This is a genomic window from Comamonas sp. Z1 (assembly GCF_008121555.1).
Lineage (GTDB): Bacteria > Pseudomonadota > Gammaproteobacteria > Burkholderiales > Burkholderiaceae_C > Comamonas > Comamonas thiooxydans.
Genome location: NZ_VOQT01000001.1, coordinates 171,642 through 196,719, shown reverse-complemented (window position 1 = coordinate 196,719; position 25,078 = coordinate 171,642). Strand labels below are relative to the sequence as shown.

Genomic DNA, 25,078 nt, shown 5'->3' with positions numbered 1-25,078 from the left:
CGCAGGGACGAAGCGCTCTTCCTACAATAGCGGCCATGTTTGTCCATCTGCGCCTGCACACCGAATTCTCCGTCGTCGACGGAACCACCCGCGTCAATGCCATGATCAAGGCCGCTGCCGAAGACGGGCAGGTGGCGATGGCCATTACCGACTTCAACAATCTGTTTGGCGGTATCAAGTTCTATCGCGAAGGCCGTGGCAAGGGCGTCAAGCCTCTGCTGGGCGCCGAGATCATGCTCGAAGGGCTGGGCGACGCGCCGCCTTCGCGGATCATCGTTCTTGTGCAGAGCAAGCAGGGCTACCACAATATTGCCGAGCTGCTGGCACGTGGCTGGACGCGCAATGTAGTGCGTGATCAGGCGCAGCACAAGTGGGAATGGCTGCAGGAACTGGGCGAGGGACTGATCGTGCTGTCCGGTGCGCAAGCCGGCCCCGTGGGCATTGCCCTGACGCGTGGTGATGAAAAAGGGGCGGCCGAGATTGCCCAGCGCATGGCCACCATGTTCCCGCACCGCTTCTATATCGAGCTGCAGCGCGCGGGCCGTGCCGATGACGAGTCGCATGTGCTGGCGGCCGTGAAGCTGGCCAGCCGCTTGAATCTGCCTGTGGTGGCGACACACCCGATCCAGTATGCCAAGCCCGACGATTACGAGGCCCACGAGGCCCGCGTCTGCATTGCCGAAGGCGAGATCCTGGGCAATGCCAAGCGGGTGCGCAAGTTCACCCGCGACCAGTATTTCAAGACCGCTGCCGCGATGGAGCAGCTGTTTGCCGACATTCCGAGCGCGATCGAGAACACGGTGGAAATTGCCCGCCGCTGCAGCCTGACGCTGGAGCTGGGCAACCCGCAGTTGCCCAATTTCCCCGTGCCGTCCGGCATGAGCATGGACGAGTTCTTCCGCCACGAGTCCTACCAGGGGCTGGAGGAGCGCCTGGTCCACCTCTATCCCGATGCGGCCAAGCGCGACGCCCAGCGCTCGCGCTATGTGGAGCGGCTGGAGTTCGAGCTGGGAACCATCATGAAGATGGGCTTTCCGGGCTACTTCCTCATCGTGTCGGACTTTATCAAGTGGGCCAAGGCCAATGGCTGCCCAGTGGGGCCGGGCCGTGGCTCGGGTGCCGGCTCGCTGGTGGCCTATGTGCTCAAGGTGACCGACCTGGATCCGCTGGAATACAACCTGCTGTTCGAGCGTTTCCTCAACCCCGAGCGCGTGTCCATGCCCGACTTCGACGTGGACTTCTGCCAGCAGAACCGCGACCGCGTGATCGACTATGTCAAGGACCGCTACGGCCGCGATGCCGTCAGCCAGATCGCCACCTTCGGCACCATGGCCGCACGTGCGGCCATCCGCGACGTGGGCCGCGTGCTGGACATGAGCTACACCTTCTGCGACGGCATCTCCAAGCTGATCCCGAACAAGCCCGGCCTGCATGTCACGCTCAAGTACCCGCCCAATCCGCCCAAGGAAGGCGACAAATACACCTATGCCATCAAGGAGGAGCCGATTCTGGCCGAGCGCATCGAGCGCGAGGAAGACGTCAAGACCTTGATCGAGATGGCGCAGAGCCTGGAGGGCATGACGCGAAACATCGGCATGCATGCCGGCGGCGTGGTGATTGCGCCGGGCAGGCTGGCCGATTTCTGTCCGCTGTACCAGCAACCCGGCAGTACCTCGGCCGTGGCCATGTACGACAAGGATGACGTGGAGGCCGTGGGCCTGGTGAAGTTCGACTTCTTGGGCCTGGCCACGCTGACGATCCTGGAGATTGCGCGCGAATTCATCATGAAGCGCCACAAGGGCCAGGAGAACTTCCAGTTCGAGAACATTCCGCTGGACGATTACCCGACCTACAAGCTGTTCTCCGACGGCAAGACCGAAGCCGTCTTCCAGTTTGAATCGCGCGGCATGCAGCAGATGCTCAAGGAGGCCAAGCCCTCGCGTCTGGAAGACCTGATTGCGCTGAACGCTCTCTACCGCCCCGGTCCCATGGACCTGATTCCCACCTTCATTGCCCGCAAGCACGGGCAGGAAGTCGTGGAGTACCCGCATCCGCTGGTCGAGTCGGTGCTCGCCGAAACCTACGGCATCATGGTCTACCAGGAGCAGGTGATGCAGACCGCCCAGGTGCTGGGCGGCTACTCGCTGGGCGGTGCCGACTTGCTGCGCCGGGCCATGGGCAAGAAAAAAGTCGAGGAGATGGTCAAGCACCGGGGCATCTTCCGCGAGGGTGCAGCCAAGAACGGACTGAGCGAGGAAAAGGCCGACGAGGTCTTCGACCTGATGGAGAAGTTCGCGGGCTACGGCTTCAACAAGTCGCACGCGGCAGCCTACTCCCTGCTGGCCTATCACACGGGCTGGCTCAAGGTGCACTACACGGCCGAGTTTTACTGCGGCAATATGACCGTGGAAATGGACAACACCGACAAGCTCAAGGTGTTGTACGAGGACGCGCTCAAGATGGGCATCACTTTCGAGATGCCCGATGTGAACCGCGGTGTGTACCGCTTCGAGCCGGTGACCGACAAGGTCATACGCTACGGCCTCGGAGCCATCAAGGGAACGGGGCAGGCGGCCATCGAAGCCATTGTGGCTGCGCGCAACGGCGAGGGCACAGGCCCCAACGGCCACGAGAAAGGCCCGTTCAAGAGCCTGTTCGACTTCTGCCTGCGCGTGGATCGCAGCCGCATCAACAAGCGCACCGTGGAAGCCTTGATCAAGGGCGGCGCCTTTGACACGATAGACATGAACCGCGCCTCGCTGATGGCGACGCTGGACACGGCATTCGGCTTTGCGGCGACCTCGATTGCCAATGCCGATCAGGGCGGTCTGTTCGACATGATGGGCGATGATGCGCTGGGCTCGAGCACGGCGGAGCCGCCCATGGCCGATGTGCTGCCCTGGGGCGTCAAGGAAAAGCTGACGCTGGAGAAGACGGCCATCGGTTTCTACCTGACGGGCCATCTGTTCGACGAGGTCGAGGCCGAAGTGCGCCGCTTCGTGCGCACTCCTATCGGCGAGATGCGCGACAGCCGCGAGCCGCAGACCATGGCCGGCATCATCGGCGGGCTGCGCACCATCAACGGCCAGCGCGGCAGGCTCAGCATCTTCACGCTGGACGACAAATCGGCGGTGATCGAGGCCTCGGTCGACGAAAAAACCATGGCAGCCTGCGCCGATGTGCTCAAGGAAGACGAGTTTGTCGTGGTTTCGGGTCGTCTCCAGCCCGACCGCTTCAGCGGCGGCCTGCGCATGAAGGTGCAGCAGATGTGGAGCCTGGCCGATGCACGCTGCCGTTTTGCGCGCTATCTGCAGGTCAGCGTCGGGGAGAAGATGCCCGATGTGCCGGCGCTGCTGCGCCAGTTCCCGGCCAAGGTCGAGGAAACCGAGAGCGGCAATATCAACCATGGCGTCAAGGTACGTCTGGACTTGATATGCCGCGACGAGCGCGGCTCGGCCAGTTGCGAGCTGGCGCTGGGAGAGAGCAGCCGCTTCTATCCCTCGGATGCCGCACTGGCTGCCTGGTATGGCTCGGCCGCAGCAGGCCAGGTCAAAGTGGTTTATGAATAGACATCATGGCTGGCCTTGAGGGCCGATTGCACTCGAATGTCGGATAAGAGCCTGATTTTTTGATAGCGCAGAGCGCTTGCTGGTTAAGGGATTTCCATGGATTTCCCTTGGTTTTGCCAAATTTGCTTCCGGTCGCCTTGAAATCCCTAACAATGCTATGCATATGCCAGCGCAAAAACATTGCAACGGCTCGCTAGAATGGATTTCATGGCTACCCAACTCCCATCAATTCCCCCGGTCTCGCCAGCGATCAGAACGCCTGACGATGGAGATTCCTTGGTGCTCGAGCGGCGCCGCCAGCGGCTGCAGCCGCCACGCATGTATCAGGTGGTGATGCTCAACGACGACTTCACACCCATGGAGTTCGTGATTGCCGTGCTGCAGGACCTGTTCGGCAAGGACCGAGAATCGGCCACGCAGATCATGCTCAAAATTCATTTGGACGGCCGCGGTGTCTGCGGCGTCTACAGCCAGGATGTGGCGGCGACCAAGGTCGAGCAGGTACTGCAGGCGGCCCAGAAAGCGGGCCATCCCTTGCAGGCCACATTCGAGCCTGTTGAATAAGCGCAGTCCGCCCTCAGATTAGTTAGCAGAGAGTCAACCAAGCAAGCCGAAAGGAGTCGCACATGATCGCTCAAGAACTGGAAGTCAGCTTGCACATGGCGTTTGTCGAGGCCCGTCAGCAGCGCCACGAGTTCATCACCGTGGAGCATCTGCTGCTCGCCCTGCTGGACAACCCCAGTGCAGCTGAAGTGCTGCGCGCATGCGCGGCCAATATCGACGACCTGCGTTCATCGCTGTCCAACTTCATCAAGGACAACACACCTCAGGTGGACGGCACCGAAGAGGTGGATACGCAGCCCACGCTGGGATTCCAGCGTGTGATTCAGCGCGCCATCATGCATGTGCAGTCCACAGGCAATGGCAAGAAGGAGGTGACGGGCGCCAATGTGCTCGTGGCCATCTTCGGCGAAAAGGACTCCCATGCCGTGTACTACCTGCACCAGCAGGGCGTCACACGCCTGGACGTGGTCAACTACATTGCTCATGGCATCAAGAAGGGCGAGCCGCCCGAGCCTGCCAAGGCCGAATCTCCCTCGGAGAGCGAAGAAGGCGCGGCTGGCGAGCGCAATGAAAAGGCCTCGCCGCTGGAGCAGTTCACGCTGAACCTGAACCAGGCCGCCAAGGAAGGCAAGATCGATCCGCTGATCGGGCGCGAGTACGAGGTGGAGCGCACCATCCAGATCCTCTGCCGCCGCCGCAAGAACAACCCGCTGCTGGTGGGCGAGGCCGGTGTGGGCAAGACCGCGATTGCCGAGGGTCTGGCCTGGCGCATCACCGAGGGCACGGTGCCCGAGGTGCTCAAGGAAGGCGTGGTCTACTCGCTGGACATGGGCGCGCTGCTGGCCGGCACCAAGTACCGCGGCGATTTCGAGCAGCGCCTCAAGGGCGTGCTCAAGTCGCTCAAGGACAAGCCGCATGCCATCCTGTTCATCGACGAGATCCACACGCTGATCGGCGCCGGTGCGGCCTCGGGCGGCACGCTGGACGCGTCCAATCTGCTCAAGCCTGCGCTGTCCAGCGGTCAGCTGCGCTGCATCGGTGCGACCACGTTCACGGAATACCGTGGCATCTTCGAGAAAGACGCGGCCCTGTCGCGCCGTTTCCAGAAGGTGGATGTGGTCGAGCCTACCGTGGCCGAGACCGTGGACATCCTCAAGGGCCTGAAGTCGCGCTTCGAGGAACACCACAGCATCACCTATGCGCAGGAAGCCCTGCAGGCTGCTGCCGAGCTGTCGGCCAAGTACATCAACGACCGTCACCTGCCCGACAAGGCGATTGACGTGATCGATGAGGCCGGTGCTGCCCAGCGCATCGCGCCCGAAGCACAGCGCAAGCAGACCATCGGCAAGGCCGAGATCGAGGCCATCGTGGCCAAGATCGCCCGCATTCCGCCGGCCAATGTCAGCAACGACGACCGCAGCAAGCTGCAGACGCTGGAGCGTGACTTGAAGAGCGTGGTCTTCGGCCAGGACAAGGCGCTGGAAGTGCTGTCCTCGGCCGTGAAGATGGCGCGCTCGGGTCTGGGCAAGCCGGACAAGCCGATCGGCTCCTTCCTGTTCTCCGGCCCCACGGGCGTCGGCAAGACGGAAGCTGCCAAACAGCTGGCCTATATCCTGGGCGTGGACCTGATCCGCTTCGACATGTCCGAGTACATGGAGCGTCATGCGGTCAGCCGCCTGATCGGCGCTCCTCCCGGCTATGTGGGTTTTGACCAGGGAGGGTTGCTGACCGAGGCCGTGACCAAGAAGCCGCATTCGGTGCTGCTGCTCGATGAAATCGAAAAAGCGCATCCGGACATCTTCAACGTGCTGCTGCAGGTCATGGATCACGGCACGCTGACCGACAACAACGGACGCAAGGCCGACTTCGGCAACGTGATCATCATCATGACCACGAATGCGGGTGCCGAGACCATGAACAAGGCCACCATCGGTTTCACGAACCCGCGTGAAGCCGGTGATGAAATGGGCGATATCAAGCGCCTGTTCACGCCCGAGTTCCGCAACCGTCTGGATGCCATCGTCAGCTTTAAGCCGCTGGACGAGCAGATCATCTTGCGCGTGGTCGACAAGTTCCTGCTGCAACTCGAGCAGCAATTGGCCGAGAAGAAGGTGGAGGTCACCTTCAGCGACAACCTGCGCAAGCATCTGGCCAAGAAGGGCTTCGATCCGCTCATGGGTGCACGCCCCATGCAGCGCCTGATCCAGGACACCATCCGCCGCTCGCTGGCCGATGAGCTGCTGTTCGGTCGTCTGACCAATGGCGGGCGCCTGGAAGTGGAGTGGGACGAAGCGGGCAACGAAGGCAAGGGTGATGTCAAGCTCACCATTACCGAGCTGCCCAAGGACGCACCCAAGGCCGAGCCCGAGCAGGCCGTGGCCGAATAAGGCCTTCGTCAGCGCCCGTATGGGGTGCTGAAACCAGAGACCGGCAGTGGCGACACTGTCGGTTTTTTGTTGTCCGCCTGGCCTGTATTTGCTCTCTTTATGAGAGCTTCTATCGATTGTGTAGCATGTAATTCAGGTGTTTTTATGCTTGAGTGCTGCTGGTCGCGGTCGAAGTCAGCTATGAATGATGATTCGCCCATCAGGTTCTATGGACTGGTCCTGGCGGATGCAGCAGCTGCCAATGCGGTCGTTTCGGTGCTTGTAGCCTGAATGGGGGCAGGCTTTGGCAGGATGTTTTGTCCTGCGGACCACGATAGGGCCGTACGTCAATGCCCAGGCAGGGCTGCCTGATCAATCGCGCAGGTACAGAAGCAGCATGAAGATCGGAGTGCCGATCAGAACGCCGATGATGGAGAACAGGGGGCCGTAGACGAGCAGGCTTATCTCCAGGGCGCGCATGCATTCCGCTATGCCTTCATTCAGGCAGCTGACCCCGTCGGGCGGCAGGAAGATGCTGTGAAACGGCAGAAAAAGCGCCGCCACGGCGAGACTGGCAAGCAGTGCCAGAAAGGCGGAGAAAACAAGTCGGCTCAGGGTTTTCATATCGTGCATCTCCGCGGCAACTATAGATGGCTCAGCCGTGAATGCGGGGCTTCGCGGCCGACTCGGACCGGACCCGGTGCGCTGCCCTGTCGTGACGGCCGGCCGAGGTGCTGAGCCGGACTGCCGCAAGAAAACGGCTTTGGAGCATGCCTAGGTCCTGCCTGCTGTACCGCGTGCGGCCTGGCTGATGAAGTTGAGCGCAGCGACGATGATGCCCTTGGTCAGAGGCAGCAAGGCAAAGAACAAAAAGAAGAGGTGGTTGGCCTGCCACAGCGGCATGGTGCGCAGATGTGCGAGCCAGCTTTGAACATGGCCGCCGGCCACGGCGGTCGCGATGGCGGCGGCGAGCAGGGCCAGCAGCGTGACGGCCAGGGCCTTGGTACGTTTGGATGCGCGCTCGAAGGCGAGCGTGACAGGGCGGATCAGGCAGCAGCCAAAGACCAGGGCGCAGAGAAAAGGCACCAGGTCCACTGCTTCGCCCCGTAGCAGCCAGGGCAGGGCCGTCGCATAGGACAGAACCAGCAGGCCGAGGCCGGTGGCTCCTATGAGTCGGGGTTGCCGCTGTTGCTGCTGCTTCATGGACGTCTGCCGGTGCGCTGGAACGAGGTCGCGAAACCAATGAAAAAAGGAGCTGTTATCGCTTGCTGCATGACGATTTCAGATACTTTCATATTTGAAAGGCAATGCTGAAGAGCGGAGTCAGCTATCAACATTGCTGCTTGCGCCAGACGCCAGTTACTTGACCTGGCGCTTTTCCAGCTTGCGCGCCAGCGTGCGCCGGTGCATGCCCAGGCGGCGTGCGGCCTCGGAGATATTGAAGCCGGACTCGGCCAGGGTCTCGTGAATATGCTCCCATTCCAGCGTCTTGATGGAGGTGGTCTGGCTGCTGACCTCCACGTCGGTGCGGCCTTCGACCCGCCCGAAGGCGGCTTCGATATCGTCGGTATTCGAGGGCTTGGCCAGGTAGTGGCAGGCTCCGAGCTTGACGGCTTCCACCGCCGTGGCAATGCTTGCGTAGCCGGTGAGCACGACAATCAGCGCATCGGGGTTGTGCAGATGCAGCATCTGCACGCAGTTCAGGCCCGAGGCATTGCCGGCCAGCTTCAGGTCCATGACCGCATATTGCGGCCGGTGCTGGGTCAGCAGCAGCTGCACTTCCTCGCCGCTGGTGGCATGCAGCACGCGGTAGCCCCGGCGCTCGAACGAGCGCTTGAGGGTGCGTGCAAATGCCGCATCATCTTCAACCAGCAGCAGTAAACGGTCTTCTTCCATGCAAACCACAATGTCTTAAATCGCGAGAGCGGACTGGGGCAGGCTGACCTCCACCAGAGCACCTCCGCCTTGCTGAGCCGGCAGATTGCCGGCATGAACGCGGCCGCCCAGGGCGCGGGCCACGTTGGTCACCAGAAACAGGCCCAGGCCGCGACCGGGGCGCTCTTGCTTGGTGGAGACATGGCACTGGCCCAACTGCTGCAGCACGGCGGCATCGAAGCCCGGACCATGGTCGCGCACCTGGATGCGTATCTGGTCGTGATCGCTGCTCAGGGTCAGCTCCACCCAGTCGGGCGAGGCTTCGAGGGCATTGTCCAGCAAATTGCAAATCATTTGCTGCAATGCAGTATCCGAGAGCATGGCGAAGTCGTTCACGCCCTGCTGGTGCAGCGCAAAGTGCTGCAGGCTGTTATGGGTCTGCCAGTGGCTGACCACGCCTTGCACAAAGCTCGCGAAGGTGGTGCTTTCCGTGCCTTCGGCCCGGGTCTCGCCGGCCGACAGCAGCACGCCCGAGACGATGGACTTGCAGCGCAGCAGCTGGCGCTGCATTTCCTGCAGGTCCTCGCGCAGATCCTCGTCCTGCATGAGGGCCGGCATATGCTGCCAGTCGCCCAGGATCACGGACATGGTGGCCATGGGCGTGCCCAGTTCGTGGGCCGCGCCGGTGGCCAGCAGGCCCAGGCGCACGATGTGCTCTTCCTCGCTGGCGCGCTGGCGCATATTGGAGATGCGCTTGTCGCGGCGGCGCGTGTTCTCGACGATGCGCGTCAGAAAGACGATGGTCAGGATGCTGGTCAGCGCAAAGCTGATGAGCACGCCCACCACATAGAGGCTGGGCAGGCCTTCCTGACTCACGAACTGCACATGCAGGGGCTGGTGAAACAGGGTCAGGCCCAGGACTCCGACAAAAGAGGCCGCGACCACGCACCAGGTGTAATGAGCGGGCAGCAGCACAGCGCTCAGAATGCCCTGCAGCAGATACAGATAGATAAAGGGGTTGCTGGCACCGCCGCTCAGGTACAGCTGAATGGTCAGGGCCAGCACATCGGCCAGCAGCGCATAGAAGACGCTGCGCGAGGTCACGGGGCGGTGCAGGCCCTGGCTCCAGTAGATATAGGCCAGGTTGGTGGCCACCAGGGCCACCAGCACCAGCGCCATGGGCAGCAAGGGCAGTGCAATCTGAAAGCCGTAGTGCACCAGCGAGATGGTGACGACCTGGCCGACCACGGCAATCCAGCGCAGCTGAATCAGCAGCTGCATGTTCTGCCGCTCGGTCAGGCGCTGTACGCGAAACAGGGAATCGGAAATTTGGCTCACCGCGCAATTGTCACCGAGCAGGCCTGCCACGGACGCCTCTGGGGCTATGCGTTCCTGATGTAGGAACAGTTTGAATGGGCCGAAAAAAAGCGCTCCGGGGAGCGCTTTTCAGGGGGAGGCATCAGCTTTTGGCAACCGCCTTGTCGTGCCGGCGTACCAGCCAGGCCGCTCCGATCACCATGATGGCCAGCCCATACCAGGTAAGCGCATAGACCAGATGGCTGTTCGGGAAGCGGATGACCGTCATGCCGGGGCGCAGGACTTCGGTGCCGGCCTCTGCCCGGGCATAGGCCGGGTTGCTGGCGGGCACACCCTGGTCTATGAAGTAGGGGGCGGGCCTGCTCAGGCCCTGGGCCTGGGCAATGGCGGCGACATCGCGTGAGTACCACTGGCCGTTGGCCGGGTCGTTCTGGCGCAGAAAGCCGCCGCCGGGCTCGCTCATGCGCATCAGGCCGATGACGGTGACGGTCTCGGCGGACGGGCCGGCTTCGGCAATCTGCTTGAGCCATTGGCCGCGCAGCTTCTCGGGCGTGAAGCCGCGGTTGACCAGAACCTGTGTGCCATCGCCCAGCTGCAGCGGCGTCATGAGCCAGAAGCCCGCGCCGGCCTCGGTCAAGGCCTTGGCCAGCACGCTTTGCTTGTCCAGCCATTGGCCCTGTGCCTTGACAGGCAGGTACTCGTGGCTGGCGGCATTGATCTGCGGCCACTGGCCGGGCTCGGGAACCGCCACGGGGGCGCTGTGCACGCGCTGCTCCACGCGCTCGATGAGATCGAGCTTCCAGGCGCGGCGCTGCACCTGCCAGGTGCCCAGAGCCATGAACCCTAAAAACAAGGCGATGCCCACAAACGCGAGCATCGCCTTGGCGAAGGGAGAGCGCTGCCGCGCAGCGCTCTGGTTCTTCATGAGGTCAGTCAAGGTGTGACAGCTGCGGGAGCCGTGTGACCTGCGTGATCTGCATGGCCTGCAGCCTGGTGCATTTCATGACCGGGCATCATGTTGGTGTTCATGTGGAACATGACCCAAAGCGTGCCGGAGATCGCAATCGCCAGGAAGATCACCGTGAAGATGGTGGACAGCATGGTCCAGCCGCCCTGGATCTTGCCGTTCATGTGCAGGAAGTACACCATGTGCACGATCACCTGGATCACCGCGAACAGGCCCAGCACGGCCACAGCCGTGGTGCGGTCGGTGATGATGTTGTTCATGACCAGGTAGAAGGGGATGGCGGTCAGGATGACGGCCAGGATGAAGCCCTTCACATAGTCGCCCATGGTGACGTGCAGGTCGTCGTGATCGTGGTGATCGTCATGACCGGCGTGGATATCGTGTGCGCTCATTTACAGCACCCCCATCAGATACACAAAGGTGAACACACCGATCCAGACCACGTCCAAGAAGTGCCAGAACATGGACAGGCAGTTGATACGGCGCACGTTCTCGTTGATCAGGCCGTGCTTCTTGATCTGGATCATCAGGGTGATCAGCCAGACCAGACCGAAGGTCACGTGGATACCGTGGGTGCCCACCAGCGTGAAGAAGGACGACAGGAAGGCGCTGCTCTGAGGCGTCGCACCTTGATGGATCAGGTGGTGGAACTCATAGAGTTCCACGGCCAGGAAGGCTGCGCCCAGCAGGCCGGTGACGGCCAGCCACAGCAGAGTGCCGTTCACGTTCTTCTTCTGCTTTTGAAGCATGGCAAAGCCGAAGGTGATGGACGACATCAGCAGGAAAGCCGTGTTGACGGCCACCAGCGACAGATCGAACAGATCCTTGCCCGAGGGGCCGCCTGCATAGCTGCGGCCCAGCACGCCATAGGTGGCGAACAGTGCGGCAAAGATCAGGCAGTCGCTCATCAGGTAGAGCCAGAAGCCCAGCGAGGTGCCGTTTTCCGGATGAGGCTCGTGCGCGAGGTGGTACTCGCGAGTAGCCAGGGCGGCAGCGCCGCCAGCGTTGATATGTGTATTAGACATGGGCTGCTGCAAGCTGCTTGGTACGTGCTTCTTCCGATGTGGCCACTTCGGCCGCAGGGATGTAGTAGTCACGCTTGTAGTTGAAGGTATGAATGATCGAAGCCAGGATGGTCGCGGCGAACGAAGCGATCACCAGAGGCCACATATGCCAGATCAGAGCAAAGCCCAGAACGGTGGACAGGCCGGCAATCACCACGCCGGCGCCGGTATTGGCGGGCATGTGGATGGGCTCGAAGCCGTTCAGCGGACGCTGATAGCCATGCTTCTTCATGTCGGTCCAGGCGTCGATGTCGTGCACCACGGGGGTGAAGGCGAAGTTGTACTGGGGAGGGGGCGAAGAAGTGGCCCATTCCAGGGTACGGCCTTCCCATGGGTCGCCGGTTACGTCACGCAGTTCGTCGCGCTTCCAGATGGACACGGCCAGCTGGATGAAGAAGCAGCCGATGCCGGCAGCGATCAGGGCGGCACCGCAGGCAGCGATGATGAACCAGATCTGCAGCGAGGGATCGTCAAAGTGGTTGGCGCGGCGAGTCACGCCCATCAGACCCAGGATGTACAGGGGAGTGAAGGCAACCCAGAAGCCGACCAGCCAGAACCAGAACGAAGCCTTGCCCCAGAACTCGTTGAGTCGGAAGCCGAAAGCCTTGGGGAACCAGTAGTTGATGCCGGCAAACACGGCAAACACCACGCCGCCGATGATCACGTTGTGGAAGTGGGCGATCAGGAACAGCGAGTTGTGCAGCACGAAGTCTGCGGGAGGCACGGCCAGCAGCACACCGGTCATGCCGCCGATGGCGAAGGTGACCATGAAGCCCACCGTCCACAGCATGGGCACCGAGAAGCGGATGCGGCCGCGGTACATGGTGAACAGCCAGTTGAAGATCTTCGCGCCCGTGGGGATGGAGATGATCATCGTGGTGATACCGAAGAAGGTATTCACGCTGGCACCCGAGCCCATGGTGAAGAAGTGGTGCAGCCACACCAGGTAGGACAGGATGGTGATACACACGGTGGCGTAAACCATCGAGGTGTAGCCGAACAGACGCTTGCGGCTGAACGTTGCCACGATTTCGGAGAACACGCCGAAGCAGGGCAGGATCAGGATGTAGACCTCGGGGTGGCCCCAGATCCAGATCAGGTTCACGTACAGCATGGGGTTGCCGCCCAGTTCGTTCGTGAAGAAGTTGGTGCCGACGTAGCGGTCCAGCGACATCAGCACCAGAGCTGCGGTCAGCACGGGGAAGGAGGCCACGATCAGGGCGTTGGTGCACAGGGCAGTCCAGGTGAAGACGGGCATCTTCATCAGGTTCATGCCGGGAGCGCGCATCTTGATGATGGTCACGATCAGGTTGATACCTGACAAGGTCGTGCCCACACCGGCGACCTGCAGGCCCCAGATGTAGTAATCAAGACCCGTGCTGCCGCTCTGGTGCCCCAGATTGGACAGAGCCAGCCAGCCGGAGGTCGAGAACTCGCCCAGGAACAGGGAGATCATCACCAGCACGGCGCCGCCGGTAGTCATCCAAAAGCTGAAGTTGTTCAGGAACGGGAAGGACACGTCACGTGCGCCGATCTGCAGAGGAACCAGGTAGTTCATCAGACCGGTCACGAAGGGCATCGCCACGAAGAAGATCATGATCACGCCGTGGGCCGTGAAGATCTGGTCGTAGTGGTGAGGAGGCAGGTAGCCCATGTTGTCGCCGAAGGCCATGGACTGCTGCAGACGCATCATCACGGCATCGGCAAAGCCGCGCAGGAACATGACCAGACCGAGGATCATGTACATGATGCCGATCTTCTTGTGGTCGATGGAGGTGATCCAGTCGTTCCACAGCGGAGCCCAGAGGCGGAACTTGGTGATGCCGCCGACCACGACGAGGCCGCCAAGCACCACGGCAATAAAGGTCATGAGCACGATGGGCTCATGCGTCATGGGAATCTGGTCCCATGTGATACGGCCCAACAGCCAGTGGGAGGCCGGGGTTGTTGTTTCAGACATGTTGAGTCTCTTTTGTCGTATTGGAGCGGCTGAGCGCTGAGCGCATCCGCACCGTGAACTACTTATTGCTGTGCGACAGCTCCGGAGGCGGCGACTTCGTCGAGCAGGGCGACAACGCGGTCAGCGTCTTTGGAAGTGCAGACATCCAGGGGCAGGGTCACGCTGGAGGTCTTGCTGTGGTGTGCAGGTGGCCTGCCGCCGGCGGCGTCGATGGCCATCATCTCGTTCATGCACATCTTGCCGTCTTCCACGCAGCGGTTGAGGACCTTGTGGTACAGGCCTTCGTCCACGCTGGCGAAGCGTTCAACGGGGTTGCGCTCGCTGGGCTTGGCCAGATCGATATAGGCATCGCGTGTCAGAACCTTGCCTTCGGTCTTGGCCTTGGCAATCCACTGATCGAACTGCTCGTTTTCCAGACCGTGGAACTTGAAGGTCATGCCCGCAAAACCAGCGCCGCTGTAATGAGAGGACTTGCCGCCATAGACACCGGGCTTGTTGATCACTGCGTTCAGCTCGGTCTGCATGCCGGGCATGGTGTAGATCATGCCGGCCAGATCAGGAACGTAGAACGCGTTCATGGTGTGGGTGGAGGTCAACTTGAAGTGAATGGGGCGATCCACCGGGGCAGCCACTTCGTTGACGGTGGCAATGCCTTGCTCGGGGTAGAAGAACAGCCATTTCCAGTCCAGCGACACGACCTGGATCTCCAGAGGCTTGACGTTGGGGTCCAGAGCCTTGGTGGCGGAGATGCGGTCCAGGGGACGATAGGGGTCGAGCTTGTGGGTGCTGATCCAGGTAATGGCGCCCAAAGCGATGATGATGAGCAGGGGAACCGTCCAGATCACCAGCTCCAGCGCGGTGGAGTGGTGCCATTCGGGGTCGTACTTGGCTTCGGTGTTGGACTGGCGGTATTTCCAGGCAAACAGCAGCGTCAAAAAGATGACGGGGACGATGATGAGCAACATCAGCAAAGTGGCCGTAATGACCAGATCGCCTTGCTGCTTGGCGACATCGCCAGCTGGGTTGAGGACGACGGCCTTGCTGCAACCGGCGAGGGTTGCGGTCAAAGCGGCCGCTGAGAGCCACGCGGGCCCACGGATTTCCTTGATTTTTAACATGCTTTGGGCGTGACAAAGTCGCGCTTAGGTGTAAACGCGGATTACTGGATCTCGGCAAATGTAATACCAAACAGGGGCTTGTCCATTGGACATTTTGTCCAAGGTCAACAGCTTGGGATTGGAAATGCGCTATGCGACAAGGGTTTAGCGGCTTTGGCGTGTGGACAAACTTTGAGCTGGCAGGGCTTGAAATTGTCAAATCAGCCCTCAGAAACGGGGCCAGCACAGGGCTGGGCTGACAGTGTTCAGGGCAAAAACTCTATTGCAGCTGCACATGCTTGGGCGTAGAACGGAAAGCGTCCCCAGGACTGAAAAGTAAGACAAGGAGTTGTACCTTTATGACAAGCATGAACCCGTCCGTTGGTCTTACTCAGCAAGACTATGAGAACTCGGAAACCCTGGCCTACGCGGATACCGACGAGGATGTGACCCCCGGCGAGATTGCCGTGGGGGTGATCATCGGGCGCTCTTCCGAGTACTTTGACTTCTTCGTGTTCGGCATTGCCTGCGTGCTGGTGTTTCCTTCACTGCTGTTTCCCGATCTGTCCAAGCTCGATGGCACGCTGGCGGCATTTACCATTTTCTCGCTGGCCTTTGTGGCCCGTCCTGTCGGCACGGCGCTATCCATGGCCGTGCAGCGCCGCTGGGGGCGAGCCACCAAGCTCACTCTGGCCTTGTTGCTGCTGGGCGTCTGCACCGTGGGCATGACCTTCCTGCCCAGCTATGAAGTCGCTGGCATGAAAGCGGTCTGGGCGCTGGTGATCCTGCGCGTCGGGCAGGGCCTGGCTCTTGGCGGTACCTGGGACGGTCTGCCTTCGCTGCTGGCCATGTCGGCACCCAAGGACAAGCGCGGCTGGTATTCGATGATCGGGCAGTTGGGGGCTCCGCTGGGCTTCATCATTGCCGCAGCGCTGTTCGCCTATCTGTATTCGAGCCTGAGTGCCGACGATTTTCTCAGCTGGGGCTGGCGCTTCCCGTTCTGCGTTGCCTTTGCGATTAACGTGGTGGCCTTGTTTGCTCGTCTGCGCCTGGTTGTGGGCCAGTCCTATACACAGGCGCTGCAGGAGCGCGAACTGGAGCCTGTCAGCGTCACACGTTTGATGGCCAGCGAAGGCCGCAATGTGATGATCGGCGCATTCGCGGCGCTGGCCAGCTTTGCACTGTTCCATCTGGTCACCGTGTTCCCGCTGTCCTGGATCTCGATGTACTCGAATCAGTCGGTGACCGATGTATTGGTGGTGCAGATCATCGGCGCACTTCTGGCGGGGATGGCCATCATGCTCTCTGGCTGGCTGGCCGACCGTGTGGGCCGCCGCAATACGCTGGGCACCATGGCTTGTCTGATCGGCATCTTCAGTTTCCTGGCGCCCTGGCTGCTGGGCAGCGGTACGGTGGGAAACAATGTCTTCATCATTGTGGGCTTCATCCTTCTGGGATTGTCCTACGGGCAGGCATCGGGTACCGTGACCTCCAACTTCTCGCCTCACTTCCGCTACACCGGTGCGGCCTTGTCCACCGATATGGCATGGTTGATCGGCGCGGCGTTCGCTCCGTTGGTGGCCTTGGGTGTCTCGGCAAAGTTCGGCCTGGTGGCTCTGGGTATCTATCTGCTGTCGGGCGCCTTGTGCACGCTGGCGGCCCTGGGCATCAACCGTGCCATCGAGGCGCGCGACCAATAAGAAGTCAGTGAACTTCCCTGAAAAACGCCCGGTGCTTGCATCGGGCGTTTTTCTTGATACCAGAGGACATGAAAAAGCCGCCTGCAAGAGGCGGCTTTTTATCGATTGGAAGACGGATCAGTCCAGAGCCAGACCGGCCTTCTTGATGACATCACCGAAACGCTTGCTCTCGGAGGCCATGAAGGCCTTGAACTCGGCAGGCGTGGGATTGAAGGATTCGTAGCCGAAGGCTGCGAACTTGTCCTTGACGTCCTGCCCTGTCAGTGCCTGGCGCACATCGGTGCGGATCTTTTCGATCACGGCGGGGGGTGTACCGGGGCGCACGGCCAGGGCGTTCCAGCCGATGGCAGTGAAGTCCTTGGGGCCGCCCGATTCGGACACCGTGGGCACGTTCTCGAAGCCGGCAATACGGCTGGGAGCTGCCACGGCCAGGAAGCGCAGCTTGCCGCCACGCACCAGCGGGCCTGCCGTGCCCAGGGAGCCCAGGGCAAAAGTCAGCTCGCCATTGGCAACGCCCTGGTACAGCTGGCTGGTTTCCTTGTAGATCACATGCTCCATCTTGGTGCCGGTCTGGTTTTCCAGCAGGGCCGAGCCCAGGTGAACAGGGTTGCCCACGGACCAGGAGCCGTAGTTCAGCTTGCCGGGGTGCGCCTTGGCGTCGGCAATCAGGTCGCCGATGGTCTTGTAAGGGCTGTTGACGGGCACGCAGACAAAGAAGAAGTTGCGGAACAAGGGCATCAGGATTTCGAAGTCCTTGTTCAAGTCATAGGGCAGCTTCTTGAACAGGTGGGGGTAGGCGGCGATATGGACGTTGTCCAGCTGGATCATGTCCGTACCGTCGGTGGCGCCGCGCTTGAATTCATTGATGGCGATGAAGCCGTTGCCGCCGGGACGATTTTCCACCACCACGGGCTGACCCCAGGCGCGGCCAAGCTTGTCGGCCACCAGGCGCGACAGGCCATCGGGGCCACCGCCTACGGGGAAGGGGTTGATGATGCGTGAGGACTTGGTGGGCCACTTGTCGCTCTGGGCGAAAGAGGGGGCTGCCACGGCTGCGGCAATGGCGCCGAGTGCGAATGCAGCTTGGCGACGGCTCATATTGAGCTGATGGGTCATTTTGTCTCCCTGGAAGGATGTCGATGATGAATTGCGTGTGGACCACGCATTGTTGATATCGTCGGCTGTTATTTTTAGATATTCAGGCCCAGTTGATTACATTGTGTCACTTGGGGCATAAACACCTAGGTCTAGCTGAGGCTAGCAGCTATAGCAAAATAGCATAGCTTGTTTTGAAAGGTGTGAGCATGAATCTGCAGCAGATAGAGACCTTTGTTCGGGTGGCCGAAGTGGGGAGCTTCAGCAAGGCTGCGGTACTGCTGGACACCGCCCAGCCAGCGCTCAGTCGTCAGGTGCGGGCCCTTGAAACCGAGTTGCGCGAGACCTTGCTGATCCGCACCGGGCGCGGCGTGACGCTGACCGATGCGGGGCGCCGCCTGCTCGAGCATGGCCATGCCATCATGCAGCGCGTGGCCATGGCCAAGGAAGACCTGGGCAGTCAGCGCGACGAGCCCGTGGGGCGTATCACGGTCGGCTTGCCGCCGAGCCTGGCGCGGCGCCTGACCTTGCCCCTGATCGACGGCTTCAGCCGCGAAATGCCCAAGGCCAGGCTGGCGGTGGTCGAAGGTTTTTCGATGAATATCTCGGAGTGGCTGACTTCGGGGCGCATGGATCTGGGCCTGGTTTACACGCCGGAGCCGCACCCGCAGATCGAGGTCTCGCCCGTGCTCGAAGAGCGCCTGTGCCTGATCGGCCCGGCCAGCACGCTGGCAGGGCGCACCAGCATTCCGTTCGAGCATCTGGCCGAGTTTCCGTTGATCATGCCCCAGCACGGGCAGATTTTCCGCAAGCTGATGGAGGCCCAGGCCACGCTGTCCCAGGTCAAGCTCAATGTGGTCTGGGAGGTTTCCAGCGTGCCCGCCATTCTGGATCTGGTGCGCGGCGGCTATGGCTATGCGGCGCTGACCGATAGCGCCATGCACAGTCATGCCACGGATGCATCGCTGGTGGAGGTGCCCATCAAGTCGCCGCATATCGTCAGCACCTTGTGCCTGGTGCAGCCCGCCAAAAAGAAGTCCACGCCGCTGATGCGCCGCACGGCCGAGCTGCTGCGCCGCCTCAGCATGCAGGTGTGCTCGGTGGAAAGCGGGCATATCTGAACGACCGGCCTGCTCCGGGGCACTGCCGCTGCTGGTTCATGCTCCTTTTAGGGGAGCTGGTTGCGCTTGTTGAATAAGGATTTCAAACTTGTTTGTACATGAAATCAATGAATGGTAAGCGCAATAAGCTTTGATATTGATAGCGTCAAAGCTGAGGGCGCAAGGTTCTCGCGGCTTCCTGCAGCAGCGGCAGTATTTCCTGCTGCATGGTTTGCGGGCTCATGCGTTTGGCCGATGTCACCACATTCAGCGCTGCCACGGTGCGCCCGCGCATATTGCGCAACGGCACGGCCACGGCCTGAATGGCCAGTTCATGCTCCTCAAGCGCCATGCAGTAGTCGAGACGGCGCACCTCGTCGAGCAAGGCCTTCAGCGCCGCACCATCGGACACCGTGTGTGCCGTCAGCTTGGGCAGGTCATAGCTGGCCAGCCAGTCGTCGAGCTCCGAGCTTGAGAGCGAGGCCAGCAGCACCCGGCCGGTGGACGTGGCGTGCGCCGGCAGGCGCGTGCCCAGATGCAGTCCGTGGGCCATCAGGCGCTCGCCCTTCTCATGAACGGCGCTGCGCGCGACGATGACGACTTCGCGGCCCTCGCGCACCACGCAGGAGTAGGACAGTCCGGTCTGTGCTGCCAGCCTGTGCAGCACGGGCTGCACGATGCGCGGCAGCCGCGCCGAGGCCAGATAGCTGCCCGACAGGCGCAGCACCTTGGGAGCCAGCCAGAAATAGCTGCCATCGGTTTCCAGATAGCCGAGATAGGCCAGGGTGAGCAGATGGCGCCTGGCGGCAGCGCGCGTGATGCCGGCGCGCTCGGCGGCCATGGTGGCATTCAGGCGCTGGCGCTCGGTGTCGAAGCTTTCCAGTACGGCCAGGCCCTTGGCCAGGCCGGCAATGAAGTCTGCCGGGGCGATGGAGGATGAGCCATGGTCATTCATGGAGGCTTCCGCAGTTCTTGTTTTGCGCGATCATCGTTCTCATTGTGCGATTATCGCGCAAACAACGCTTCTCTCCTTTGTCTTGATGCAGCACAAAACTTAGTCTTGCTGCACAGCGCAACCGGCGTCGTCACGCTCGCCGATTGACAGGTTTTTGAGCCATAACAAGGAGTCACAATCATGCGTACACAAGTCGCCATCATCGGTGCCGGTCCCTCAGGTCTGCTGCTGGGGCAGCTGCTCTACAAGGCGGGCATCGACAACATCATCATCGAGCAGCGCAGCGCCGACTATGTGCTGGGCCGCATCCGCGCCGGCGTGCTGGAGCAGGTGACGGTGGATCTGCTCAAGCAGGCGGGTGCCGACAAGCGCATGAACGAGGAAGGCCTGCCCCACGACGGTATCGAGCTGCTGTTCAAGGGCAAGCGCCACCGCATCGACCTGAATGGTCTGACCGGCGGCAAGCGCGTGATGGTCTACGGCCAGACCGAAGTGACCCGTGACCTGATGGAGGTGCGGGCTCAGGAAGGCCTGACCACAGTCTACGAAGCCAGTCATGTGCAGCCTGTGGACTTCGAGAGCGACAAGCCCAAGGTGCGCTACGAAAAAGACGGCCAGGTGCATGAGATCGAGTGCGACTTCATCGCCGGTTGCGACGGCTTTCACGGCATCTGCCGCGCCAGCGCTCCTCAGGACAAGATCAAGACCTTCGAGAAGGTCTATCCCTTCGGCTGGCTGGGCCTGCTCTCGGATACGCCGCCCGTGTCGCACGAGCTGATCTACGCCAACACCGAGCGCGGCTTTGCCCTGTGCAGCCAGCGCAGCGCCACGCGCAGCCGCTACTACCTGCAGGTGCCGCTGACCGACAAGGTCGAGGATTGGAGCGACGAGGCGTTCTGGGAAGAGCTCAAGAAGCGCCTGGACCCCGAAGCCCGCGCCAATCTGGTGACCGGGCCATCGCTGGAAAAAAGCATTGCGCCGCTGCGCAGCTTTGTGACCGAGCCCATGCGATTCGGCCGCATGTTCCTGGCAGGCGACGCCGCGCACATCGTTCCCCCCACCGGCGCCAAGGGCCTGAACCTGGCGGCTTCCGACGTGGGCTATCTGTCGCAAGCCTTTGTCGAGTACTACAAGGAGCAGTCCGAGGCTGGCATCGACCGTTACTCCGAGCAGTGCCTGCGCCGTGTCTGGAAGGCCGAGCGCTTCTCCTGGTGGATGACTTCCATGCTGCACAACTTCCCCGGCGAGGGCGAGTTCAACACCAAGGTACAGGAAGCCGAGCTGGACTACATCGTCCACTCCGAAGCCGGCTCGACCTCGCTGGCCGAGAACTATGTGGGTCTGCCTCTGGTTTAAGCCCGAGACCGCCTTGCCTTCGTCACCTAGGTGATGAAGGCCGGGTGCCCGATCACGGCGCCTCGTGTTCTGCCTGCATTGCTGTGTGCGATGCAGGCATTTTTTCATCCATGCAATTTGGTTGATGCTGCCTTGCGTAAATTTTGATGCCGGGGCACAAGCCAGCGGGGCCTGCGAGGAGTAAGCTTGCCGACCTTATGGCGCACATCATGTTTTCCCCTCCCTATATTGCCGCTGCCGAGGCAGCCCAGTCCTTGCGCACGCGCGGCTATGCCGTGCTGCAGCCCGAGGACTTCGCCCAGTGGATGGGCCTGAGTGTGGCCGATCTGCACGCCATGGATGCGGACTGGCAGGGTCTGCCGCCCGATGCCTTCCTCAAGGATGGAGGCCGCTATCGCCGCCGCCGCCATTCCTGCTTTGTCAGCGAAGGCGATCAGGTGCAGCAAGTGCCCCACCGCGCGCACTGGCAGCCGGTGGAATACAACGCGCTGCATGGCGGCATGCACCGCATGTTCGAGCCCATGCTGGAGAGCACGACGACGAGCGCGGCATGGCTGGAGATGATCAATGCTCTGGGGCAGCTGGCCGATCAGGTGTTCTGCACCGACGAGCTGCATGAGCGCTGGTTTGTCGAGGCGCACCAGTTCCGCATCGACACCACGGACGGCATCGGCCGTCCCACGCCCGAAGGCGCTCACCGCGACGGCGTCGATCTGGTCGCCGTGCTGCTGGTGGGACGCAAGGGCGTCAAAGGGGGCGAGACCCGCGTGTTCGAAGCGACCGGCCCCAATGGCCAGCGCTTTACCTTGACCGAGCCCTGGTCGGTGATGCTGCTCGACGATGCGCGCATGATTCATGAGACCACGCCGATCCAACCTGCCGAGCCCGGTGGTGTGCGCGACACGCTGGTGCTGACCTATCGCCGCGGCAACTTCCAGGGGGCCGAGCTCCAGGGGCAGCAGGGCCAGGCCGCTTGAGCTTGATTGGGCCGGACGGCTTTGTTCTGAAAATTTGAGCAAAACTGTAACGTGCTCAATGCATCAAAGTGACGCCCTCGACACTGCATGATGCAGGCTTGTTGCGGCGAAGCTTTCGCCCCTTCAAGTCTTTCCTGCATCCAACAAGCCAGAACAGCTGGCCGACACCACGCCCTGCAGGGCGTGGTTTTTTATATGAATCGCTTTTACGCCCTTAGTATTTCAGTGCTGACCGCTCTTGTCACAGTAGCGGCCTGCAAGCCTTCGCAAGACCGTCCGGCACAGGCGGCCTACACCAAGGAGCCCACGATCTACTTTCGCAATGGCCTTGAGATTACCCTCGGCGATGCCTCGGTGCCGGTTCACGGGGTGGAGGAATGCCCTTATGGTCTGGCCGCGCCGGCCGGTGCCGTGGTCGAGCTCAATGATGCCAAGTGCATCAGGCTGTCGGACGATACCGAGCAGATCGTCGTGATGCTGGACCTGCCGGGCGGCATCGTCCAGGAGGAATGGACCGTGCGCCGCGATGCACCGAGCAAGCCTCATGAGCCGGCTTTCAAGAACGTCTCCCTGCTGCGTCCCGACGGCACGCGCATCACTATCACCGACAAGTCCGACACTCTGCTGGACAAGTGCTACGAGTACCAGGCGGCCCATGTCTGCATCTGAGGCAGATGGCTTGGAGTGAACTTTAGGGTTGATTCATGTCAACACGCTGAGGCATGATGAAGGCAGACTGCATGCTATTCCAAGAGCGGCATTTGCCCTGGGTCCCTGGTCCGGGTTCCGTGTCGCCTGCAACCTAGAAGGAGAAACATATGTCCATGTTCAATCACATCCTGGTTCCGGTCGACGGCTCCAAGCCCTCCATGCTGGCCGCACGCAAGGCCGCTGAACTCTCCAAGGTTTTCGGCAGCGCCGTGACGGCGGTGTATGTGGTCGATCCCTATCCTTTCACCGGCGTGGGCGCCGACTTTGCCTATGGCCAGTCCCAGTATCTGAGCGCGGCCACCGCCGAAGCCAACACCGCCCTGGATGCGGTCAAGGCCATCATGGATGAGGCGGGTGTGCCCGTGAAGACCCTGGTGGGTGAGGGTCATGCAGTGCATGAAGGCATCGTTCGCACCATGGAGAGCGTGGGCGCAGACCTTGTCGTCATGGGCTCGCAGGGGCGACGCGGCCTTGAGAAGCTGATGCTGGGCAGCGTCACGCAACGTGTGCTGGGCGCAGTCAAAATCCCGGTTCTTGTGGTGCGCGAGTGAGCGTAAGGCGGCTGCCCACGAAGCAACGGCTCCTCAGGGAGCCGTTTTTCTGATGAGCCAGAGTGCTCAGCGATTGAGCAGCCGGGCCAGCCAGCCTTTTTTCTTGCGCTGCAATTCCAGCTCCTGAAGCACCTCGGCCTTGAGCTGTTCCTTCTGTGCAGCTTGTCCGCTCTCTTTGGACATCATGCGCAGATAGACCTTGGCCGAGTCCACATAGCCATGGTCTTCGTTGCGGATGTGGTTGAACAGCCAGCGCGAAAGCATGCCGTGTAGTTCGGCGGCCACATCCTCACCCGCATCGAAGCGGGTCTGCATCTCGATCACGCGGCGCGTGAACAGCTCGTGCACTTTTTTGTGCGGGCCGGCGAACATATAGCCGGCGCTCTCGATCAGGCTTTCCTCGAAGACGAAGTGCGAGACGGTGTAGTCGATCATCTCGCCGATGACATCGCCCAGACCTTCGCGATCTGGCGAGCTGCGCAACTCATAAAGCCGGTTGATGTAATCGACGATGCGGCGGTGCTGCCGGTCGATCTCCGCAATCCCGGTGTCCAGCTCGGGGACCCAGACCAGCAATGCCATGATGTTCTCCAGAAATTCAAGGGTTTCCGCAGAAGTATTCACGAGCCTGTCATATGCCGCATTGATGCAGATCAGGCCTATCCGCGCCGGGCAGGGCGGCGCGAATCCTGCGCGCCGCGTCGGGATGTCACTCGATCTTGGCGCCCGAGGATTCGACGACCTGTTTGGACTGCTTGAAGTCGGCCTGGAACATCTTGTCGAAGTTGGCCACGCTCATGGACTGAGGCTCGGCGCCCTGGGTCAGAATGGCCTCGCGCACCTCGGGCATGGCCAGCAGCTTGTTCACTTCGACATTGACCTTGGTCACGATGGCTGCGGGTGTGCCCTTGGGCATGAACAGGCCGTACCAGGTGCTCACATCAAAGCCCTTGAGACCGGACTCGGCCAGTGTCGGGGTGTCTGGCAGCGAGGACGAGCGCTTTGCCGAGGTCACGGCGATGGCGCGCAGCTTGCCGGCCTTGATCTGGGCTATGGCCGAGGGTACGGAGGACACCAGCAGATCCACATTGCCGGCCAGTGCATCCATCATCGCGGGGTTGGAGCCCTTGTAGGGCACGTGAGTCAGATGAATGTCCGAGGCCTTTTCCAGCATCACGCCGGCCAGGTGGATGCTGGTGCCGTTGCCGGGCGAGCCGTAGGTGATCTTGGACGGGTTCTTCTTGGCTGCAGCCACCACGTCAGCCAGCGTCTTGTATGGCGAGTTGGCGGCCGTGGCGATCACGATGGGGGTGTAGGCCACATGAGCCACGGGGGTCAGATCCTTGCTGGGGTTCCAGGGCAGGTTCTTGTAGAGGTAGGGGCCAAGGACCACGTTGTCCTTCTGGCCCATCACCATGTCATAGCCCGTGGGCGCCGCCTTGACCGCTTCGGTGATGCCGATGGTGCCGCCTGCACCAGCACGGTTGTCGGGCACCACGGTCCATTTGCTGACTTCGGTGAGCTTGCTGGCAATCACGCGCGAGAGGATGTCGGTGCCGCCGCCAGGTGGGAACGGCACGATCATGCGCACGGGCTTGTTGGGGTAGTCGGCTGCGGGGTCTTGTGCAGCGGCTGAAAAGCTCAGGCCCGCGCTTGCGATCACGGCTGTGCTGATGAGAATTTGGCGAATCATGAAAAAGAAGCTCCAGAGACGAACGGGGGAGCGCTGGCCCGCAAACAAGGGCGGCGCAGTCGCGGCTGGTGCCTGAGCCTTGAGCTCGGCAGCCAGAGTCACGGAAGGTGGGCTTTTCGATGATCGGGGACGGTGGTTCCGCCATCAATGGGTATTTGTCT

General features: G+C 61.4%; 22 protein-coding genes. 9 read left to right on the top strand and 13 right to left on the bottom strand.

Annotated elements, in window-relative coordinates:
* Positions 1-35 precede the first annotated feature (35 nt).
* The 3 genes from dnaE (at position 36) to clpA (ending at position 6,520) form a co-directional block, all read left to right on the top strand.
* The gene (gene dnaE / locus FSY45_RS00885) at positions 36-3,569 is read left to right on the top strand and encodes a DNA polymerase III subunit alpha (protein ID WP_046462091.1); all 3,534 of its coding nucleotides are present in this window, start codon (positions 36-38) and stop codon (positions 3,567-3,569) included.
* Positions 3,570-3,767: 198 nt separating this feature from the next.
* Positions 3,768-4,133 carry an ATP-dependent Clp protease adapter ClpS gene (gene clpS, locus FSY45_RS00880; protein WP_046462092.1) on the top strand — a complete coding sequence of 122 codons (366 nt, stop codon included), beginning with the start codon at positions 3,768-3,770 and terminating at the stop codon, positions 4,131-4,133.
* A gap of 62 nt (positions 4,134-4,195) precedes the next feature.
* On the top strand, positions 4,196-6,520 hold the full coding sequence (gene clpA / locus FSY45_RS00875; RefSeq protein ID WP_148747889.1) for an ATP-dependent Clp protease ATP-binding subunit ClpA: 2,325 nt from the start codon (positions 4,196-4,198) through the stop codon (positions 6,518-6,520).
* A 351-nt stretch (positions 6,521-6,871) separates the two neighbouring features.
* Here the strand turns inward: clpA and FSY45_RS00870 are convergent, their stop codons facing one another.
* The 9 genes from FSY45_RS00870 to cyoA all read right to left on the bottom strand — a co-directional run bounded on the left by FSY45_RS00870 (position 6,872) and on the right by cyoA (position 14,800).
* A complete protein-coding gene (locus tag FSY45_RS00870; protein ID WP_039048671.1) occupies positions 6,872-7,123 on the bottom strand; it encodes a hypothetical protein in 252 nt (83 codons plus the stop codon).
* Between the two features lie 150 nt (positions 7,124-7,273).
* The gene (locus tag FSY45_RS00865; protein ID WP_046462093.1) at positions 7,274-7,702 is read right to left on the bottom strand and encodes a hypothetical protein; all 429 of its coding nucleotides are present in this window, start codon (positions 7,700-7,702) and stop codon (positions 7,274-7,276) included.
* 156 nt (positions 7,703-7,858) lie between these two features.
* Positions 7,859-8,395, bottom strand: coding sequence for a response regulator transcription factor (locus FSY45_RS00860; protein WP_003069919.1), 537 nt, complete (start codon positions 8,393-8,395; stop codon positions 7,859-7,861).
* Positions 8,396-8,410: 15 nt separating this feature from the next.
* On the bottom strand, positions 8,411-9,712 hold the full coding sequence (locus tag FSY45_RS00855; protein WP_046462135.1) for an ATP-binding protein: 1,302 nt from the start codon (positions 9,710-9,712) through the stop codon (positions 8,411-8,413).
* 121 nt (positions 9,713-9,833) lie between these two features.
* Complete coding sequence (locus FSY45_RS00850; protein ID WP_046462094.1) at positions 9,834-10,616, bottom strand: SURF1 family protein; 783 nt, start codon at positions 10,614-10,616, stop codon at positions 9,834-9,836.
* Positions 10,617-10,624: 8 nt separating this feature from the next.
* The gene (cyoD, locus tag FSY45_RS00845; protein ID WP_003067192.1) at positions 10,625-11,050 is read right to left on the bottom strand and encodes a cytochrome o ubiquinol oxidase subunit IV; all 426 of its coding nucleotides are present in this window, start codon (positions 11,048-11,050) and stop codon (positions 10,625-10,627) included.
* A complete protein-coding gene (gene cyoC / locus FSY45_RS00840; RefSeq protein WP_003055501.1) occupies positions 11,051-11,683 on the bottom strand; it encodes a cytochrome o ubiquinol oxidase subunit III in 633 nt (210 codons plus the stop codon).
* Positions 11,676-13,682, bottom strand: a complete 2,007-nt coding sequence (cyoB, locus tag FSY45_RS00835; RefSeq protein WP_003067194.1) for a cytochrome o ubiquinol oxidase subunit I — start codon at positions 13,680-13,682, stop codon at positions 11,676-11,678. The genes cyoC and cyoB overlap by 8 nt, the downstream gene beginning before the upstream one ends.
* Before the next feature lie 62 nt (positions 13,683-13,744).
* Complete coding sequence (gene cyoA, locus FSY45_RS00830; protein ID WP_046462095.1) at positions 13,745-14,800, bottom strand: ubiquinol oxidase subunit II; 1,056 nt, start codon at positions 14,798-14,800, stop codon at positions 13,745-13,747.
* A 338-nt stretch (positions 14,801-15,138) separates the two neighbouring features.
* On the opposite strand from cyoA, the gene FSY45_RS00825 reads away from it, so the two are divergent.
* Positions 15,139-16,479, top strand: a complete 1,341-nt coding sequence (locus tag FSY45_RS00825; protein ID WP_012838225.1) for an MFS transporter — start codon at positions 15,139-15,141, stop codon at positions 16,477-16,479.
* A 117-nt stretch (positions 16,480-16,596) separates the two neighbouring features.
* On the opposite strand, the gene FSY45_RS00820 is transcribed toward FSY45_RS00825, so the two are convergent.
* A complete protein-coding gene (locus tag FSY45_RS00820; protein ID WP_003067198.1) occupies positions 16,597-17,595 on the bottom strand; it encodes a tripartite tricarboxylate transporter substrate binding protein in 999 nt (332 codons plus the stop codon).
* A gap of 188 nt (positions 17,596-17,783) precedes the next feature.
* Here FSY45_RS00820 and FSY45_RS00815 point away from each other — a divergent pair, with 188 nt between their 5' ends.
* Entirely contained in the window at positions 17,784-18,695 is a 912-nt protein-coding gene (locus FSY45_RS00815) for a LysR family transcriptional regulator (RefSeq protein WP_003055493.1), read from the top strand.
* Between the two features lie 145 nt (positions 18,696-18,840).
* Here FSY45_RS00815 and FSY45_RS00810 read toward each other — a convergent pair whose 3' ends face one another.
* Positions 18,841-19,629, bottom strand: a complete 789-nt coding sequence (locus FSY45_RS00810) for an IclR family transcriptional regulator C-terminal domain-containing protein (protein WP_046462096.1) — start codon at positions 19,627-19,629, stop codon at positions 18,841-18,843.
* Positions 19,630-19,809: 180 nt separating this feature from the next.
* Here FSY45_RS00810 and pobA point away from each other — a divergent pair, with 180 nt between their 5' ends.
* The 4 genes from pobA (at position 19,810) to FSY45_RS00790 (ending at position 23,224) form a co-directional block, all read left to right on the top strand.
* Positions 19,810-20,985, top strand: coding sequence for a 4-hydroxybenzoate 3-monooxygenase (gene pobA / locus FSY45_RS00805; protein ID WP_034395228.1), 1,176 nt, complete (start codon positions 19,810-19,812; stop codon positions 20,983-20,985).
* 197 nt (positions 20,986-21,182) lie between these two features.
* Positions 21,183-21,962 (top strand): 2OG-Fe dioxygenase family protein, encoded by a 780-nt coding sequence (locus FSY45_RS00800; RefSeq protein ID WP_046462097.1) that lies wholly within the window; start codon positions 21,183-21,185, stop codon positions 21,960-21,962.
* A 195-nt stretch (positions 21,963-22,157) separates the two neighbouring features.
* On the top strand, positions 22,158-22,631 hold the full coding sequence (locus tag FSY45_RS00795) for a hypothetical protein (protein WP_004340638.1): 474 nt from the start codon (positions 22,158-22,160) through the stop codon (positions 22,629-22,631).
* 155 nt (positions 22,632-22,786) lie between these two features.
* Entirely contained in the window at positions 22,787-23,224 is a 438-nt protein-coding gene (locus FSY45_RS00790; RefSeq protein ID WP_003079494.1) for a universal stress protein, read from the top strand.
* 66 nt (positions 23,225-23,290) lie between these two features.
* On the opposite strand, the gene FSY45_RS00785 is transcribed toward FSY45_RS00790, so the two are convergent.
* Complete coding sequence (locus tag FSY45_RS00785) at positions 23,291-23,848, bottom strand: bacteriohemerythrin (RefSeq protein WP_223305725.1); 558 nt, start codon at positions 23,846-23,848, stop codon at positions 23,291-23,293.
* An 85-nt stretch (positions 23,849-23,933) separates the two neighbouring features.
* Positions 23,934-24,917, bottom strand: coding sequence for a tripartite tricarboxylate transporter substrate binding protein (locus tag FSY45_RS00780; RefSeq protein WP_046462136.1), 984 nt, complete (start codon positions 24,915-24,917; stop codon positions 23,934-23,936).
* Positions 24,918-25,078: the final 161 nt, after the last annotated feature.